The organism is Skermanella stibiiresistens SB22 (assembly GCF_000576635.1).
Classification (GTDB): Bacteria; Pseudomonadota; Alphaproteobacteria; order Azospirillales; family Azospirillaceae; genus Skermanella; species Skermanella stibiiresistens.
The window spans coordinates 219,647-236,501 of sequence record NZ_AVFL01000007.1; the positions used below are offsets into that span (position 1 = coordinate 219,647).

At 67.1% G+C, this 16,855-nt stretch carries 16 protein-coding genes; 7 read left to right on the forward strand and 9 right to left on the reverse strand.

The genetic code is table 11. The features are described from left to right. Positions 1-16: 16 nt before the first annotated feature. Complete coding sequence (hisB, locus tag N825_RS12010) at positions 17-640, reverse strand: imidazoleglycerol-phosphate dehydratase HisB (RefSeq protein WP_037451502.1); 624 nt, start codon at positions 638-640, stop codon at positions 17-19. Positions 641-839: 199 nt separating this feature from the next. Here hisB and N825_RS36455 point away from each other — a divergent pair, with 199 nt between their 5' ends. From N825_RS36455 to hslU, 3 genes are all read left to right on the forward strand, one after another. Further along, the gene (locus N825_RS36455; protein WP_084164663.1) at positions 840-2,300 is read left to right on the forward strand and encodes a trypsin-like peptidase domain-containing protein; all 1,461 of its coding nucleotides are present in this window, start codon (positions 840-842) and stop codon (positions 2,298-2,300) included. A gap of 72 nt (positions 2,301-2,372) precedes the next feature. Beyond that, positions 2,373-2,921 (forward strand): ATP-dependent protease subunit HslV, encoded by a 549-nt coding sequence (gene hslV / locus N825_RS12020; protein ID WP_037451504.1) that lies wholly within the window; start codon positions 2,373-2,375, stop codon positions 2,919-2,921. Positions 2,922-3,019: 98 nt separating this feature from the next. Further along, on the forward strand, positions 3,020-4,336 hold the full coding sequence (hslU, locus tag N825_RS12025) for an ATP-dependent protease ATPase subunit HslU (protein WP_037451797.1): 1,317 nt from the start codon (positions 3,020-3,022) through the stop codon (positions 4,334-4,336). A gap of 10 nt (positions 4,337-4,346) precedes the next feature. Here hslU and N825_RS12030 read toward each other — a convergent pair whose 3' ends face one another. From N825_RS12030 to N825_RS12055, 6 genes are read right to left on the reverse strand one after another with little or no spacing between them, the layout of a single operon-like run. After that, a complete protein-coding gene (locus N825_RS12030; RefSeq protein WP_051512130.1) occupies positions 4,347-4,913 on the reverse strand; it encodes a metallophosphoesterase family protein in 567 nt (188 codons plus the stop codon). 22 nt (positions 4,914-4,935) lie between these two features. After that, positions 4,936-5,628 (reverse strand): DNA polymerase III subunit epsilon, encoded by a 693-nt coding sequence (dnaQ, locus tag N825_RS12035; RefSeq protein ID WP_037451507.1) that lies wholly within the window; start codon positions 5,626-5,628, stop codon positions 4,936-4,938. Further along, the gene (coaE, locus tag N825_RS12040) at positions 5,621-6,286 is read right to left on the reverse strand and encodes a dephospho-CoA kinase (RefSeq protein WP_037451510.1); all 666 of its coding nucleotides are present in this window, start codon (positions 6,284-6,286) and stop codon (positions 5,621-5,623) included. The genes dnaQ and coaE overlap by 8 nt, the downstream gene beginning before the upstream one ends. 5 nt (positions 6,287-6,291) lie before the next feature. Beyond that, a complete protein-coding gene (locus tag N825_RS12045; RefSeq protein WP_037451513.1) occupies positions 6,292-7,134 on the reverse strand; it encodes a shikimate dehydrogenase in 843 nt (280 codons plus the stop codon). Then, the gene (locus N825_RS12050) at positions 7,131-7,772 is read right to left on the reverse strand and encodes a Maf family protein (protein WP_245613087.1); all 642 of its coding nucleotides are present in this window, start codon (positions 7,770-7,772) and stop codon (positions 7,131-7,133) included. Before N825_RS12050 ends, N825_RS12045 begins: the two co-directional genes overlap by 4 nt. After that, positions 7,769-8,626, reverse strand: coding sequence for a pyruvate, water dikinase regulatory protein (locus N825_RS12055; protein WP_051512182.1), 858 nt, complete (start codon positions 8,624-8,626; stop codon positions 7,769-7,771). The genes N825_RS12050 and N825_RS12055 overlap by 4 nt, the downstream gene beginning before the upstream one ends. Before the next feature lie 451 nt (positions 8,627-9,077). Here N825_RS12055 and hemE point away from each other — a divergent pair, with 451 nt between their 5' ends. The 3 genes from hemE (at position 9,078) to hemJ (ending at position 11,806) form a co-directional block, all read left to right on the forward strand. Further along, entirely contained in the window at positions 9,078-10,145 is a 1,068-nt protein-coding gene (gene hemE / locus N825_RS12060) for a uroporphyrinogen decarboxylase (protein WP_157619131.1), read from the forward strand. A gap of 65 nt (positions 10,146-10,210) precedes the next feature. Next, on the forward strand, positions 10,211-11,368 hold the full coding sequence (gene hemH, locus N825_RS12065; RefSeq protein WP_084164664.1) for a ferrochelatase: 1,158 nt from the start codon (positions 10,211-10,213) through the stop codon (positions 11,366-11,368). A 3-nt stretch (positions 11,369-11,371) separates the two neighbouring features. After that, entirely contained in the window at positions 11,372-11,806 is a 435-nt protein-coding gene (gene hemJ, locus N825_RS12070) for a protoporphyrinogen oxidase HemJ (RefSeq protein ID WP_084164665.1), read from the forward strand. Here hemJ and N825_RS12075 read toward each other — a convergent pair. Then, positions 11,793-14,579 carry an HAD-IC family P-type ATPase gene (locus tag N825_RS12075; RefSeq protein WP_245613088.1) on the reverse strand — a complete coding sequence of 929 codons (2,787 nt, stop codon included), beginning with the start codon at positions 14,577-14,579 and terminating at the stop codon, positions 11,793-11,795. The two genes, hemJ and N825_RS12075, sit on opposite strands and share 14 nt — an antisense overlap. 365 nt (positions 14,580-14,944) lie before the next feature. On the opposite strand from N825_RS12075, the gene rho reads away from it, so the two are divergent. Beyond that, positions 14,945-16,201, forward strand: a complete 1,257-nt coding sequence (gene rho / locus N825_RS12080; RefSeq protein ID WP_037451519.1) for a transcription termination factor Rho — start codon at positions 14,945-14,947, stop codon at positions 16,199-16,201. A 119-nt stretch (positions 16,202-16,320) separates the two neighbouring features. Here the strand turns inward: rho and secB are convergent, their stop codons facing one another. Continuing rightward, entirely contained in the window at positions 16,321-16,794 is a 474-nt protein-coding gene (secB, locus tag N825_RS12085; RefSeq protein WP_037451522.1) for a protein-export chaperone SecB, read from the reverse strand. Between the last annotated feature and the right edge of the window lie 61 nt (positions 16,795-16,855).

The following is a 16,855-nucleotide window of genomic DNA, read 5'->3' on the forward strand; positions in this document are numbered from 1 at the left end:
GCGGTTGCCTGGAGCGTCACAGCGTGCCGCCCAGGGTGCCCTTGGTGGAGGGGACGGCGTCGGCCTTGCGTGGGTCGATCTCGACCGCGGCGCGGAGCGCCCGGGCCAGCGCCTTGTAACAGCTCTCCACGATGTGGTGGTTGTTCTCGCCGTACAGGTTCTCGACGTGCAGCGTCACGCCGGCGGCCTGGGCGAAGGCCTGGAACCACTCCTTGAACAGCTCGGTGTCCATCTCCCCCAGCTTGTCGCGGGTGAAAGCCACCTTCCAGATCAGGTAGGGCCGGTTCGACAGGTCGAGCGCCACGCGGGTCAGCGTCTCGTCCATCGGGATCGTCGCCTCGCCGTAACGGCTGATGCCCTTTCGATCGCCCAGCGCCTGCGCGAAGGCGGTGCCGATCGCGATGCCGCTGTCCTCGGTCGTGTGGTGGAAGTCGATATGGAGGTCGCCTTCCACCGTGACCTGGAGGTCGATCAGGCTGTGCCGGGACAGCTGCTCGAGCATGTGGTCCAGGAAACCGACGCCTGTGGAAATCTGGTACAGGCCGGTACCATCAAGGTTCAACGAAACCTCGATCCGAGTCTCGTTGGTGGCGCGTCGCAGGCTGGCCTGGCGCGCGGATCTGTTGGGCTGTGCGTCCATCGCGAGGTTTTAGCAGGAAGGAACCGGGGATGCCAGCGGGCTATGACGCCGCGGTTCGCACGGGTTGTCGCGGGCGGAGGGCGGATCACCCGACCGCTCCGGAGCGGGTTCGAGTGGGACGCGGCGCTTTATCCGGTTCTCACCGCATACGGGAGTGCGGTATGGGTTTGTCCCTTCATGGTCGTGGCGGACATCAGGCATGGCTCCGAGTCGCTTGTGGATAACTCTGGGGATTGGATTCTGGGCGGCCGCCCTCTCCGGCTGCGGCGTCAATGTCCGGAAAACCGAGATCGCCGAGCCGCCAACCCCTCCCGCGCAAAGCCGCAAGGTGCCGATCCGGTTCGGCGAGCTGCAGGCTCGCCTGCGGCGCGGCGACGTCATTGGAGGCTATGTCATTGGGTTCACGTGCATGGGTCCCTACGACCCGGTCACCTGGACCAGCGGCAGGACGATGATGGACCGTGAGGATGTCGCCGACCTGTTCCACGAGGAGATGAGCGCCGCCGGCTATGACGTGGCGGGCAATCCGAACCGTCTGTTCGAGGCCGGTGAGGACGAGCAAAGGGCCGAGTTGGTGGTCTCCGCGCAGGTCGTCGATGTCAAGATGAATATCTGCCGCAAGATGGGGATATGGCTGATCCAGTCCGCCATCATCGGCGAGGACGTCGAGGCCTCCGTCAAGGTGGACTGGACCGTCTATTCCAGGCTCGAACGCCGGATGGTGCTGCGCGCGACGACCTGGGGATATCATGGCGGCGGTGATGCCACGGAGGACGGAAGAATACTGGCGCTCGAGCAGGCCTTCGCCAGCGCCATCGCCAACCTGGCGGCCGACCGCCGGTTCGCCGCCGTGGGGTTCACCTCCGATGACGGACCCTCGACCCTGCCGGCGTTGGAGACGGGCGGCGGCATCGCGATGCCGCCGCCCGTCCCAGCGGCTTCCATCCCGGCAGTTCCCGCCGCTTCGCCGGCTCACGCCGGTTTGGCTCGTGGCGGTCTGGATGACACGGCGAGGCTCCAGACCGTGCGGCTGGCGACGCGGTCCCCGTTCACCACGCCGATCCAGGACCATGTCGAGGCGGTGACCGGCGCCACCGTGCTGGTCGCGACCGGCACCGGTCACGGCTCCGGCGTGCTGGTCAGCCGCGATGGCCTGCTGCTGACCAATCACCATGTCGTCGGCGAGTCCGACCGGGTCCGCGTCACGCTGGCCGACGGCACAGCACTCACGGGGAAGGTCGAGCGCCGCCACAAGCCGCGCGACGTGGCCCTGGTTCGGATCGAGGGCCGCGGGTTGCCGGCCCTGCCGGTGCGGACCCAGCCGCTGTCCGTCAGCGAGGATGTCTATGTCGTCGGGGCGCCGCTGGAGGAACGGCTGCGCGGCACGGTGACGCGCGGGATCGTCAGCGCGATGCGGCGCGACCGGCTGACCGGGCTGGAGCTGATCCAGGCGGACGCCAGCATCCAGGGCGGCAACAGCGGCGGTCCGCTGGTCGACGCGCGGGGCAACCTCGCGGGATTGACCGTGTCGGCCCGCGTGATGCCCGGCGGCGACGCGTCGACCGGCCTCAACTTCTTCATCCCGATCGCCGACGCGCTCGACCGGCTGCGGCTGGATACTGGAAACCTCGACTCCGCGGCGGCATCTCCCCAACCTTGAAGCCTTCGGCATATCCCCCCACATGGCGCTATGACATTTGACGGTATTTTTCTGCGATAGGCCCCGACCCCAATGAGTTCAAACGATCCGATCCAGTGGCACGGCACCACGATCCTGTGCGTCCGCAAAGGAAGCGAAGTGGTGATCGCGGGCGATGGCCAAGTGTCCATGGGACAGACCGTGATGAAATCCAACGCGCGCAAGGTGCGGCGTCTGGCCGGCGGCGACGTGATGGCCGGCTTCGCCGGCGCCACGGCCGACGCCTTCACCCTGTTCGAGCGGCTGGAATCGAAGCTGGAGCAGCATCCCGGCCAGTTGACCCGCGCCTGCGTCGAGATGGCCAAGGACTGGCGGACCGACCGCTACCTGCGCCGGCTGGAAGCGATGATGGCGGTGGCCGACCGCAACGTCAGCTTGGTGCTGACCGGCAATGGCGACGTGCTGGAGCCCGAGGACGGCCTGATCGGCATTGGCTCGGGCGGCACCTACGCGCTGGCCGCCGCCCGCGCCCTGGCCGATATCGAGGGCATGGACGCCGAGACGATCGCCCGCAAGGCGATGAGGATCGCCGCCGACATCTGCGTCTACACCAATCATAACGTCACCGTGGAGAAGATGTGATGTCGGAGGAATCCGGTTCGCCCCCCGACCTTGGAACCCCTCCCCGCTCCGACAAATGGCAACCCGGCGCCGAAGGCGTCAAAGCCGAAGAAAAGCAGATGACAACCTCCTTCAGCCCCCGCGAGATCGTCTCGGAACTGGACCGCTACATCGTCGGTCAGCATGACGCCAAGCGCGCCGTCGCGATCGCGTTGCGCAACCGCTGGCGCCGGCTGCAGCTGCCCGAGGGCCTGCGCGAGGAGGTGCTGCCCAAGAACATCCTGATGATCGGCCCGACCGGCGTCGGCAAGACCGAGATCGCGCGCCGGCTGGCGAAGCTGGCCCAAGCGCCGTTCCTGAAGGTCGAGGCGACCAAGTTCACCGAGGTCGGCTATGTCGGCCGCGACGTCGAGCAGATCATCCGCGATCTGGTCGAGATCGCCATCACCATGACCAAGGACCGGCTGAGGAAGGAAGTGGCCTCCAAGGCCGAGCTGCGCGCCGAGGATCGCGTGCTCGACGCCCTGGTCGGCACCAACGCCGCCCCCGAGACGCGCCAGAAGTTCCGCAAGATGCTGCGCGAGGGCACGCTCAACGAGCGCGAGATCGAGATCCAGGTGGCCGAGTCCGGCGTGCCGGGCATGCCGACCTTCGACGTGCCGGGCATGCCGGGCACCCAGATGGGCATGCTCAACCTGAACGACATTTTCGGCAAGGCGTTCGGTGGCCGGACCAAGACCCGCCGCCTGTCGGTCGCCGAGAGCTATGAAGTGCTGATGGCCGAGGAGTCGGACAAGCTGCTGGACCAGGAGACGGTCGTCGGCGAGGCGATCCAGTCGGTCGAGCAGAACGGCATCGTCTTCCTGGACGAGATCGACAAGATCTCCGCCCGCAGCGAGGGCCGCGGCGGTGCCGATGTCAGCCGCGAGGGTGTCCAGCGCGACCTGCTGCCGCTGATCGAGGGCACCTCGGTCGCCACCAAGCACGGCACGGTCAAGACCGACCACATCCTGTTCATCGCGTCCGGCGCCTTCCACATCGCCAAGCCGTCGGACCTGCTGCCAGAGCTTCAGGGCCGGTTGCCGATCCGGGTCGAGCTGAAGGCCCTGACGCGCGACGACTTCCGCCGCATCCTGACCGAGCCGGAAGCCAGTCTGATCAAGCAGTACAAGGCGCTGCTGAAGACCGAGGAGGTCGATCTGGACTTCTCGGACGACGCGATCGATGAGTTGGCCAGCCTCGCCGCCGAGATCAACGCGTCCGTCGAGAACATCGGCGCCCGCCGGCTGCACACCGTGATGGAGCGCCTGCTGGAGGAGATCAGCTTCAACGCCAGCGACCGGAGCGGCACCAGCGTCACGATCGACGCCGACTATGTCCGCACCCAGGTCTCCAACTTGGCGAAGAACGCCGACTTGTCGAAGTTCATCCTGTAGGGCGGAAACGTCATTCCGGTGGGGGAGAAGGGCGCCGTGTGGCGTCCTTTTTCGTGGGCTTGCCAACCGATGGCCGGCGGGTAGGGCGGCTGGCGAGGATTTGCGGCAGGGTCACCGGGGTCAGGTTCCAGACATCGGCGCCGACATCGAACTGCCGGAGCATCGGCGCCAGCTTGCCGTGGCTGTGTCCGTGCAGGTTGACCGCCTTGCGGTGCATGCCGTTCCAGGTGCGGAAGGCGTAGTGGCACATGACCAGCCGGGTTCCCTCGACCTCGATCTCGGCATAGGCCGAGACGTCCTCCCAGCCGGCCGACCGCAGGACGGCCGGGGCGTCGTTGTTGCCGGCGATCAGGTGCTTGCGGCCGTTCAGGCGCGTCAGCAGGTCGTCGACCCGGCGCTCCGGCAGCCCGACCGCGAAATCGCCCAGATGCCAGACCGTGTCGGTGGGACCGACCACCTCGTTCCAGCGCGCGATCATCGCCTCGTCCATCGGACCGGTCGAGGCGAAGGGCCTGCCATACATGAAGATGACGCGGTGGTCGTTAAAATGGCTGTCGCTGGTGAAGAAGACGGTCATCGGGAGCGGGTTGGGGCGGGGTTCAGGACGCCCCCGCCAGCCACATCGGGTTCTTCAGCTGCGCCAGCATCGCGGCGTGGGCCTCGGCCTCCTCGGCGGTCGGCGCGTGGACGCGGGCTTGGCGGCGGACGCGCTCGACCTTGGCCGGACCCTCCTCCTCGCCATCGGCGTTCCGCCGGTTGCCGGCCAGCACCAGGTCCGGCTGGCGGCCGCCCTGAAGTTCCAGATAGACCTCGCCCAACAGTTGGGCGTCAAGCAAGGCGCCGTGCAGCGTGCGGTTGGAGTTGTCGATGTTGAAACGGCGGCACAGGGCGTCGAGGCTGGCGGGCGCGCCGGGAAACTTGCGCCGGGCCATGGCGACGGTGTCGAGCGCGCGGGTCATCGGCAGCGTCGGCATGCCGAGCCGCTTCAGCTCGGCGTTGATGAACCGCATGTCGAATTCGGCGTTGTGGATGATCAGCCGCGAATCGCCGATGAAATCGAGGAACTCGCCGCAGACCTCGGCGAACACCGGCTTGTCCCGCAGGAACTCCTCCGACAGCCCATGGACCGCCTGCGCCTCCGCCGGCATGTCGCGCTCCGGATTGATGTAGAGGTGGAGCTGCTTGTCGGTCGGGATGTAATTGATCGCCTCGACGCAGCCGATCTCCACGATGCGGTGGCCCGTCAGGGGATCGAAGCCGGTCGTCTCGGTGTCGAGGATGATTTCACGCATGGGGCTGCTTCACGGCTGGGGAAAATGGGGAGCGGGGCGGCCAGACACGGGAGGCGTGACCTTTGGCCAACCGGCCCCGCGTCAATCTGACGACGCGGGCCAGCGCGCGCAAGGTGCGCGCGCGGCCCAGGCCGGTTTCCACCACGAAATCGGCGCGGCGGCGCTTCTCGCGGTCGGGCGTCTGGCGCTTCAAGATGCCGGCGAGCTTGTCCGATGTCATGCCGGGCCGGGCCAGGACGCGGGCGCGCTGGATCGCGGCCGGCGCCGAGACCACGATGACGGCGTCGACCCGCCGCTCGCCGCCGGTCTCGAACAGCAGCGGGATGTCCAGCACGGCGACGGGATCACGGCGGGCGGCGCATCGGCCCAGGAACCGGCGTTGCGAGCGCTTGACCAGCGGGTGCAGGATCGCCTCCAGCCGGCGGAGCGCCGGCGTGTCCCGGAACACCACGGCTCCCAACGCCTGACGGTCGACGGCGCCGTCGCGGACCACGCCGGGAAACTCCCGGTCGATCCGTGGCACGGCGGCCCCGCCGCGCGCCAGCAGGCGGTGGACCGTCGCGTCGGAGTCGTGGACCGGCACGCCCAGACGCCTCAGCATCCGCGCCGCCGTGGACTTGCCCATGCCGATCGAGCCGGTCAGGCCGAGCACCAGCATGGAGGCTAGAGGCTTTCCAGGACGAAGCGGCGCAGCTCCGGCGTCACCTCCGGCATCCGGCCGAACCACGCCTCGAATCCGGGGCGCGCCTGGTGCAGCAGCATGCCGAGCCCATCGACCACCGGGTTGCCGCGCTCGGCCGCCGCCGTCAGCAGGGGCGTGTGGAGCGGCGTGTAGACGATGTCGGTGACGAGGGCCGAGGGCGGCAGGCGGTCCAGCGCCAGGTCCAGCGCCGGCTGGCCCCCCATCCCCTGGGTGGTGGTGTTGACGACCAGCGCCGCCTCGGCCAGCGCCGCCGCGCGGTCCTCCCAGGGTATAACCTTGATCGGGCCGCCCAACTCGGCCGCCAGTCCTTCGGCGCGGCTGGCGGTTCGGTTCAGCAGGCGGATCTCCGGGGCTCCGGCGTCGGCCAGAGCCACCAGGATGGCTCGGGCGGCTCCGCCAGCGCCCAGCACCACGGCCGGGCCGCTGGCGGCGCGCCAGTCCGGCCGGTCCGCCGTCAGGTTCGCCATGAAGCCGAAACCGTCGGTGTTGCGGCCCTCGATCGAACCGTCAGCACCAACCACCAGCGTATTGACGGCACCGACGCGGCGCGCCACGGGATCGACGTGGTCGCAGGCCCGCAGCGCCGCCTCCTTGTGGGGGACGGTGACGTTGGCGCCGCGCAGGCCAAGGGCCGGCAAGGCGCGGATCGCCTCGGTGATCCGGTCGGGCGGCACCGCGAGGGGGATGTAGGCGCCGTCGATGCCGTGGTGGTCGAGCCACCAGCCGTGCAGCCGGGGCGAGCGGGAATGGCCGACCGGCCATCCCATGACACCGGCCACCGCCGCCTTCGCCGTCAGGATCATGATACCAGGATCCGCCTCTGTCGCAGATAGTCGAGCACCGGCAGCAGGGGCATGCCGAGGATGGTGAAGTAATCGCCCTCGATTCGGTTGAACAGCTGGCTGCCCAACCCTTCGAGCTGATAGGCGCCGACCGAGGTCAGCACGGCGTCGCCCATCTCGTCAAGGTAGCGGTCGATGAAGTCGTCGCTGAACTGGCGCATGGTCAGGGTGGCGCTGTCGGTGTGGTGCCACTGGCGCTGGCCGTTCATGACGGCCACCACCGACGAGACCAGCCTGTGCTTCCCGCCACGCAGCGCCTGGAGGTGGCGCTTCGCCTCCGCGCGATCGGCCGGCTTGTCGAACCAGGAGCCGTCGTGGTCGAGCATCTGGTCGGCGCCCAGCACCAGCACGCCCGGCAGCCGGCTGGCGACCCTGGTCGCCTTCAGCTCGGCCAGCGCCTCCGCCGCCTCCTCGGCCTTGAAGCCGGCGGCGGCGAAGCTGTGCTTGATCTCCTCCTCGTCCACCGCGGCGGGTTGCGCGATGACGGCGACGCCGGCGTTTTCCAGCATGGCGCGCCTGGCTTGGGAGGCCGAGGCCAGCACGACCGGGATTTCGGACTTCATGAGAGCGGAGGGAACGGGAGGCGTCGGCTCCGTCATGGATTTTCCTTTTCCCTCTCCAGAACGGCGCGGGCGGCCGGCGATCCGGTCTGGCGGCGGGCCAGCAGCATCATGATCTCGGCGGCGGTCTCCTCGATCGAGCGGCGGCTGACGTCGATCACCGCCCAGCCGTGCTTGCTGTAGAGCCGCCTCGCCTCGGTCACCTCCTGGCGGACGATCTCCGGGTCGACATAGCTGGTGTCGTCGGTCTGGTTGAGCAGTTTCAACCGGTTGCGGCGGATCTGGATCAGGCGGTCGGGGTCCTTGGTCAATCCTACGATCAGCGGCCGGGTGACCTGCGACAGCTCGGGCGGCAGCGGGCAGCCCGGCACGAACGGCACGTTGGCCGCCTTGATGCCGCGGTTGGCCAGATAGATGCACGTGGGCGTCTTCGAGGTGCGCGAGACGCCCATCAGGATCACGTCGGCCTCGTGAAGGTCCCAGGTGCTCTGGCCATCGTCATGGGCCAGCGCGAAATCCATCGCGTCCATCCGGCCGAAATACTCGGCGTCCAGCATGTGCTGGCGGCCCGGCTGGCTCTGGCTCTCCAACCCGAGATAGGCCGCCAGCGCGTTGATCAGCGGGTCGAGCACGGGGATGCACGGCACCTGGAGCTCGCGGCAGGTCTCCTGCAGGCGGCGGCGCAGCTTCTCGTCCACCAGGGTGAACATCACGAGGCCGGGATTATCCTTGATCCCCTCGATCACCATTTCGAGCTGCCGCGTCGTGCGGACCAAATTCCAGAAATGCTCGATCGGCTGGACTTGGTCGAACTGGGCCACGCAGGCGCGCGCGACGCTGTTGATCGTCTCGCCCGTCGCGTCGGACACCAGATGCAGGTGGAACTGCTTCAGACTTGAGTTCATGCGAAGGATCAGCCTGTGTATATCTCGATGATTACCGGGGATAACCCAAGGTGGTGGCGGGAAAGCTCCGAATCGCGACTCTTATGCCTCGGCGTCCCGCGATTCAGCTCCCGTTCCGGATAAAACCACGGATCGCCGTGAGAGTCGCGCATAGACCCCGTCGGACCCTTGTTATCCCCATGACTCCCAACCTTTTCGAGTCTATAGCATCGACGCCTGAATCGCTCAAACGCTCCGAGGGTGACCCACAGATTCGGAACAACTACCCACAGCCTGTGGACTAATGTGGGGATTAAATGTAATCACCGGTTTCCACAGGTATCCTCCACAGCCACCCTTCTTCTATAAAAAGAATCAGGATAGAAGAGGGTCTTGGACCTAAATGGGGATAAAGCCGACGAAACGCCCCCCGAGGCGCCTCCAAGCCCTCCCCTTCGAGATGGAATTTCAAACCTTGGAAACTTCGCGGAAGCTGTTCATACGCGCCCTCAAGGGGGAGACCCTGACCAGGCCGCCTTTCTGGCTGATGCGCCAGGCTGGCCGGTATCTGCCGGAGTACCGGGAGACCCGGGCGCACGCCGGCAGCTTCCTGGATCTGTGCTTCGCGCCCGAGCTGGCGGTCGAGGTGACGCTCCAGCCGCTCCGCCGCTATGGCATGGACGCCGCGATTCTGTTTTCCGATATCCTGGTGGTGCCCTACGCGCTCGGCCAGAAGCTGGACTATGTCGAGGGCGAGGGACCCAAGCTCGATCCGATCCGGACCGCCGCCGGGTTGGGCCGGCTCTCGACCGCCGCCTTCCACGAGCGGCTGGCTCCGGTGTACGAGACCGTGAGGCGGCTCTCGACCGCGATTCCGGAGACGACCGCGCTGATCGGATTCGCGGGTTCGCCCTGGACCGTCGCCTGCTACATGGTCGAGGGTGGGGGCTCCAAGGAATACGCCCATGTCAAGAGCTTCGCCTATGGCGATCCCCAGGGATTCTCGGCGCTGATCGATCAGCTGGTGCGGGTCACCGCCGACTACCTGTCGGCCCAGATCGAGGCCGGGGCCGAGGCGGTCCAGGTCTTCGACAGCTGGGCCGGGGTGCTGCCGGCGCCCGAGTTCCGCAAATGGGTGATCGAGCCGACCAAGCGGCTGGTCGAGCTGCTGGCCGCGCGCCATCCCGGTGTCCCGGTGATCGGCTTTCCGCGTGGCGCCGGGCCGATGTACCGCGAATACGCGGTCGAGACCGGCGTCACGGCGCTGGGCCTCGACACCACGGTGCCACCGGAATGGGCGGCGGCCGAGCTTCAGTCGGTGTTGCCGGTCCAGGGCAATCTGGACCCGATCATGGTGGTGGCCGGCGGCGACGCGATGCGGGAAGCCGCGATTCGCATCCTGAAGGGCTTCTCCGGCGGGCCGTTCGTCTTCAATCTCGGCCATGGCGTGGTCCAGACGACACCGCCCGAGCATGTCGGACAGCTTGCCGCACTGGTCAAATCCTGGCCCGATCTAAGTGATGCCTGATCCTTTGGGGCTTCCGCCGCGTTAAGGACTGGACAAAACAACGGATCGCAACCAGCTTCACCGCCATGTCGAACGAAACACCCGCCGCCCAGAAGATCACCGGCCAGAAAATAGCCGCTGAAAAGATCGCAGTCGTCCTGTTCAATCTTGGAGGCCCTGATAGCCGCGAGGCCGTCCGGCCTTTCCTGTTCAATCTGTTCAACGACCCGGCGATTCTCCGCATTCCCGGGTTGTTCCGGACGCCGCTCGCCCACTTCCTGGCGAAGCGCCGGGCCAAGCCGGCGGGTGAGATCTACGAGATCCTGGGCGGCAAGTCGCCGTTGCTGGAGAACACCGAGGCGCAGGCACAGGCGCTGCAAGCGGCGCTCGGCGACCTTGGGCAGGTCAGGACCTTCATCGCGATGCGCTATTGGCATCCGATGAGCGACGAGACGGCCCAGCGGGTGCGCGAGTTCGATCCCGACCGGATCGTGCTGCTGCCGCTTTATCCCCAGTTTTCGACCACCACCACCGCGTCGTCGGAGAAGGTCTGGTTCCAGTCGGCCAAGGCCGCCGGGATCGACAAGCCGACGGTGACGGTCTGCTGCTATCCGACCGAGCCGGGCTTCATCAAATCGGCCGCCAAGCTGATCCGGGCGGGGATCGAGGACGCGGGCGCCGCCGGCCATGGCAAGCCGCGCGTTCTGTTCTCGTCCCACGGCTTGCCGAAGAAGGTGGTCAAGGGCGGCGATCCGTATCAGTGGCAGTGCGAACGCACCGCCGAGGCGATCGTCCGCGAGTTGGACATCCCCGGTCTCGACTGGGTCAGCTGCTATCAGAGCCGGGTCGGACCGCTGGAGTGGATCGGGCCCTCGACCGACGCGGAGATCGAGCGGGCCGGGACCGACGGCGTGCCCCTGGTCGTGGTGCCGATCGCCTTCGTCTCGGAACATTCGGAAACCCTGGTCGAGATCGAGGTCGAGTACCGCGAGTTGGCCCACGAGAAGGGGGTTCCCCATTTCGTCCGGGTGCCGACCGTGGGTGTCGAGGACGCCTTCATCCAGGGTCTCGCCGGCCTTGTGCGCCAAGCCGTTGGGGGCGAGGTCGCGATGTGCTCCCAGGCGGGTGGTAGGATCTGTCCCGATGGCTTCCAGGGTTGCCCGCTGAGGGCCGGTCAGGCGAACAACCGGCAGGCGCCGACCACGGCGTCCACCCAGCCCAAGCGGCCGATGGCCGCCGAGTAGGCCATGGGAAACCTGTACGATTGGGTCAAGGCGCTCCACGTCATCAGCATCATCGCCTGGATGGCGGGGCTGCTGTACCTGCCGCGCCTGTTCGTCTACCACTGCGAGGCGGCCGCCGGGTCGGCCACGTCCGAGACGCTGAAGGTGATGGAGCGCAGGTTGCTGCGCGCCATCATGAACCCGGCGATGATCGCGTCCTACGTGTTCGGCATCTGGATGCTGGCGTTGAACCCCGGCTGGTTTCAGTCGGGCTGGATCCACGCCAAGCTGGCCCTGGTCATCGGCCTGACCGGCGTCCACATGATGATGGCGGGATGGCGCCGGAAGTTCGCCGAGGACCGCAACCAGCGGCCCCAGCGCTTCTTCCGCGTCATGAACGAGGTGCCGACCCTGCTGATGATCGGCATCGTCATCCTGGTGATCGTCAAGCCTTTCTAAGCCGCCGTTCGATCCCCCGCCGCCTGATCCGCGACGCCACCGCCTTCTCGGCCTCGACCACCAGGAACGTCGCGAGCCCGAAACCGGCCAGGATCGCCCAGTCGTCCGCGTCGATGGCGGCGGTGCCGAACAGGCGCTGCATCGGTGGCAGGTAGGTGAAGGCCAGCTGGAGAACCAGGCATAGGGCGATCGAGATCAGGACCGGGCGGCTGCCCAGGATGCCGTCGGCGCTGATCACCGGGTTCATGATCGCCCGCGCGTTCCACAGGTAGAAGATCTCGCCGACCACGAGCGAGTTGACCGCGACGGTGCGGGCCTGCTCCAGCGGGGCGCCGCTGGCCTCCAGCCACAGGAACAGCCCGAAGGCGGGCACCATCAGCAGCACCATGACGAACAGGATGCGCCAGACCATGTAGCCGGTCAGGATGCCCTCGCGGGGTGGCCGCGGTGGCCGGCGCATGATGTCCCGCTCGCCCGGTTCGAAGGCCAGCGCCAGACCCAGCGTCACGGCGCTGATCATGTTGACCCACAGGATCTGCACGGGGGTGATCGGCAACGCCGTGCCGGCGACGATCGCCACCAGGATTATCAGCGCCTGCGCCGCGTTGGTCGGCAGCAGGAACAGCACCGTCTTCCGCAGGTTGTCGTAGACCGTCCGGCCCTCCGCCACGGCGCGGGCGATCGAGGCGAAGTTGTCGTCGGCCAACACCATGGCGGCGGCCTCCTTGGCGGCCTCGGTCCCCTTGTTGCCCATGGCGATTCCGACATCGGCGCGTTTGAGGGCCGGCGCGTCGTTGACGCCGTCGCCCGTCATGGCGATGGTGGCGCCTGTCGACTGGAGGGCCTCGACCAGCCGCAGCTTATGCTCGGGCGTGGTGCGGGCGAAGATGTCGGTGGCCAAGGCCGCTTCCCGGAACTCCCCGTCGTCGAGCCGGTCGAGGTCGCGCCCGGTCAGCACCGGACCGCCGCCCAGGCCGAAGGCGGAGCCTATGGCGCCCGCCGTCAGCGCGTGGTCTCCGGTGATCATCTTGACCTGGATGCCGGCGGCGGCGCAGTCCCTGACCGCCTCGATCGCCTCCTGGCGTGGCGGGTCGATCAGCCCGACCAGTCCCAGCAGGATCAGGCCGCTGGTGACATCCTCGAAGCCCAGCGTCGATTGGTCCGGGGTCGCGGCCCGCTCGGCGATGGCGAGCACGCGCTGGCCGCGCGTCGCCATGGTCTCGATCCTCCGATGCCACTCGGCGGCGTCGATCGGGGCGTCGCCGTTCCCGCGCCGTTCCAGCGCCGACATCTCGATCACCCGCTCCGGGGCGCCCTTGACCAGGAAGCGCCGGGCTCCGTCGGCGCCGCCATGCAGCGTCGCCATGAACTTGTGGTCCGATTCGAAGGGGATCACGTCGAGCCGGGGTGCCGCGTGGTTCTCCGTCCCGCGATCCAGACCGGCCTTCAGCGCCAGCGTCACGAGGGCGCCGTCGGTCGGATCGCCCTCCAGCCGCCACCCGCCGTCCTGGTTAAGGCCGTCCTGTTTCAAGATGGCGGCGTCGTTGCAAAGCAGCGCGGCGCGGGCCAAATCCATCAGCACCGGGTCGTCGGTGGGATTAGTGACGGCGCCGCTCACCTTGAAGGAACCAACCGGCTCGTAGCCGGTGCCGTCGACCTCGTAGGCGCCGTCGGCGGTCATGACGTCGCGCACGGTCAGCTCGTTGCGCGTCAGGGTGCCGGTCTTGTCGGAGCAGATCACGCTGACGGCCCCCAGCGTCTCCACGGCGGGCAGGCGGCGTATGATCGCGTTGCGCCGCGCCATGCGGGTGACGCCGATCGCCATCGTGATCGTCATGACGGCGGGCAAACCCTCCGGTATGGCCGCCACCGCGATGCCGACCGCCGCCATGAACATCTCGGTGACCGCGAAACTCCGGAGCCAGACGCCGACGGCGAAGGCCAACGCCGCCAGCGCCAGGATGCCGAAGGTCAGCCAACGGCCGAACGTGGCCATCTGGGCCAGCAGCGGCGTGGTCAGCGTCTCGACGCCGGCGATCAGGGTGCTGATCCGGCCGATCTCCGTCCCGTCACCCGTGCCGATCACAAGCCCCGTGCCCTGCCCCACCGTGACCAGCGTGCCGGAGAACGCCGACGGCGTCCTGTCCCCCAAGCTAGAATCGGCCGCCACCGGTTCGATCGACTTGACCACCGGCACCGATTCGCCGGTCAGCGCCGACTCCTGGATCTGGAGGTTGCGGACGGCGATCAGGCGCAGGTCGGCCGGCACCTTGTCGCCCGAGCAGAGCAGGACCAGGTCGCCGGGGACGAGATCCTCGGCCGGGATGGTCGCGCGTTCGCCGTCGCGGATCACCGTGGCGTTGAGCGACAGCATGTCGCGGATGGCGTTCAGCGCCTGTTCCGCCTTGCCCTCCTGGATGAAGCCGATCAGGGCGTTGATCACCACCACACCCACGATGACGGCGGCGTCGACCACCTCGCCCAGGGCGGCACTGACGATGGCCGCCGCGACGAGGACCAGGATCAGGATGTTGTTGAACTGCGCCAGGAACCGCGCCAGGGGGCCGCGACGGGCCGGCGGCGTCAGCCGATTGGGACCATGCCTCGCCAGCCTGACGGCGGCTTCCCGTCCACCGAGGCCGCCTTCGCCGGTGCCCAATCGGACCAGGGCCTCGCTGGCATCGACGGCGTGCCAGGACACATCCACGTCGGTGTCGGCGCCCTCGCGATCATCGCCGATGCCGGCCGTCGCCGGTCTTCCCATGACGGTCATGATGTCCCCACCCCCTGTTGACCCTGATCCCGAGTTGTGTTCCGACCAGGGGATTCGCGAGGATCATTGTGGGGAGTGGAGCCCGCAGCGACAACTGGCCGCAGCGACAGCCAGACGTATGGGCGCGCATACAGGTGGCCTATCCTCGGATATAGCGCTTCGGTACAGTTCCGGTTTCGTTTGACTTGTCAATCCGGCTCGTATAACTATCTTCTCATCAGACGGCCCAATCCCGAGAATTCCATCATATTCTCGAGCGCCCCTCCCGGGGATGCTCCGACGGCCGATAGCCTCTCTCAGCCGCGCCGCCTATTTCCCTCCGCGCCCGGCATGCAAATGCCGCTTCCGTCCCCCACAGGCTCCCGATGAACCTCCAAGAGTTGAAATGTAAGACGCCTGCCGAGCTATTGGCGTTCGCTGAAGAATTGCAGATCGAGAACGCCAGTACCTTGCGCAAGCAGGACATGATGTTCGCCATCCTGAAGCAGCTCGCCGAGAACGAGGTGCCGATCTTCGGTGATGGTGTGCTGGAGATCCTCCAGGACGGCTTCGGCTTCCTCCGCTCGCCGGAATCCAATTACCTTCCCGGTCCGGACGACATCTATGTCAGTCCAAGCCAGGTGCGGCGCTTCGGCCTGCGCACCGGCGACACGGTCGAGGGCCAGATCCGGGCACCCAAGGATGGCGAGCGCTATTTCGCGCTGCTCAAGGTCAACACGATCAATTTCGACAGCCCGGACAAGGTCCGGCATCGGATCAACTTCGACAACCTGACCCCGCTCTATCCGGAGGAGCGGCTGAATATGGAAATCGAGGATCCGACCAAGAAGAACTTCACCGGCCGGATCATCGATCTGGTGGTTCCCCTGGGCAAGGGGCAGCGCGCTCTGGTCGTGGCGCCGCCGCGCACCGGCAAGACGGTGATGCTCCAGAACATCGCCCACTCGATCGCGCAGAATCACCCCGAGGTGTATCTGATTGTCCTGCTGATCGACGAGCGGCCCGAGGAAGTGACCGACATGGCCCGCAGCGTGCGCGGCGAGGTCGTCAGCTCCACCTTCGACGAGCCGGCTGCCCGTCACGTCCAGGTCGCCGAGATGGTGATCGAGAAGGCCAAGCGGCTGGTCGAGCACAAGCGCGACGTCGTCATCCTGCTGGACAGCATCACCCGCTTGGCGCGCGCCTACAACACGGTCGTCCCCAGCTCCGGCAAGGTGCTGACCGGCGGTGTCGACGCCAACGCGCTGCAGCGTCCCAAGCGCTTCTTCGGCGCCGCCCGCAACATCGAGGAAGGCGGCTCGCTGACCATCATCGCCACCGCGCTGATCGACACCGGATCGCGCATGGACGAGGTGATCTTCGAGGAGTTCAAGGGTACCGGCAACTCCGAGATCATCCTGGACCGCAAGATCAGCGACAAGCGGACCTTCCCGGCGATCGACATCACCAAGTCGGGCACCCGCAAGGAGGAGCTGCTGGTCGACAAGGGCACCATCTCCAAGATGTGGGTCCTGCGCCGCATCCTGATGCCGATGGGTGTGACCGACTCGGTCGATTTCCTGTTGGACAAGCTGAAGCACACCAAGAGCAATTCCGAGTTCTTCGACTCGATGAACCAGTAGACGGTTCGCAGTCAAACTAAAAAAGCCTTCGCCTCTCTCCGTCAGGAGGAGGCGAAGGCTTTTTTATTTTCGGATGTTCGCCGGTGGATACTTGATCCAGACCGGCGATCCCTTGGTGATCAGGCGGTGGTCGAGGTCGGGGCGGTCTGGCGGCGGTACAGGTCGCTGAAGTCGATCGGGTTGATCATCAGCGGCGGATAGCCACCATCGCGGGTGGCGTCGGCGATGATCGCGCGGGCGAACGGGAACAGCAGGCGGGGACCCTCGATCAGCAGCACCGGGCGGATATGCTCGTCCGCGAGTCCCTGCAGCGTCATCAGGCCGGCATAGGACAGCTCGACCAGGAAGGCGGTGTTCTCGCCGACCTTGGCCTCGCAGCGCATCTCGAGGACGACCTCGTAAAGCGTGTCGCCGACTTGCTGGCTGCGGACATCGACGCCGACCGAAACCTGCGGGGCCGGCTGGCCGGGCAGCAGGGTCTGCGGCGCGTTCGGGTTCTCGAACGAGAAATCCTTGACGTATTGGGCGTTGATGACGATCGGCAGGGCGGTCGGGGTCGGGCGGGTCTGGTCGGCGCCGTTCTGGTCGGACATGGTGGGCTCCTGTGTTTGGGCGCGTTTTGTTGCCGCTGTGGCTAGCACGGAAACCCGGCTG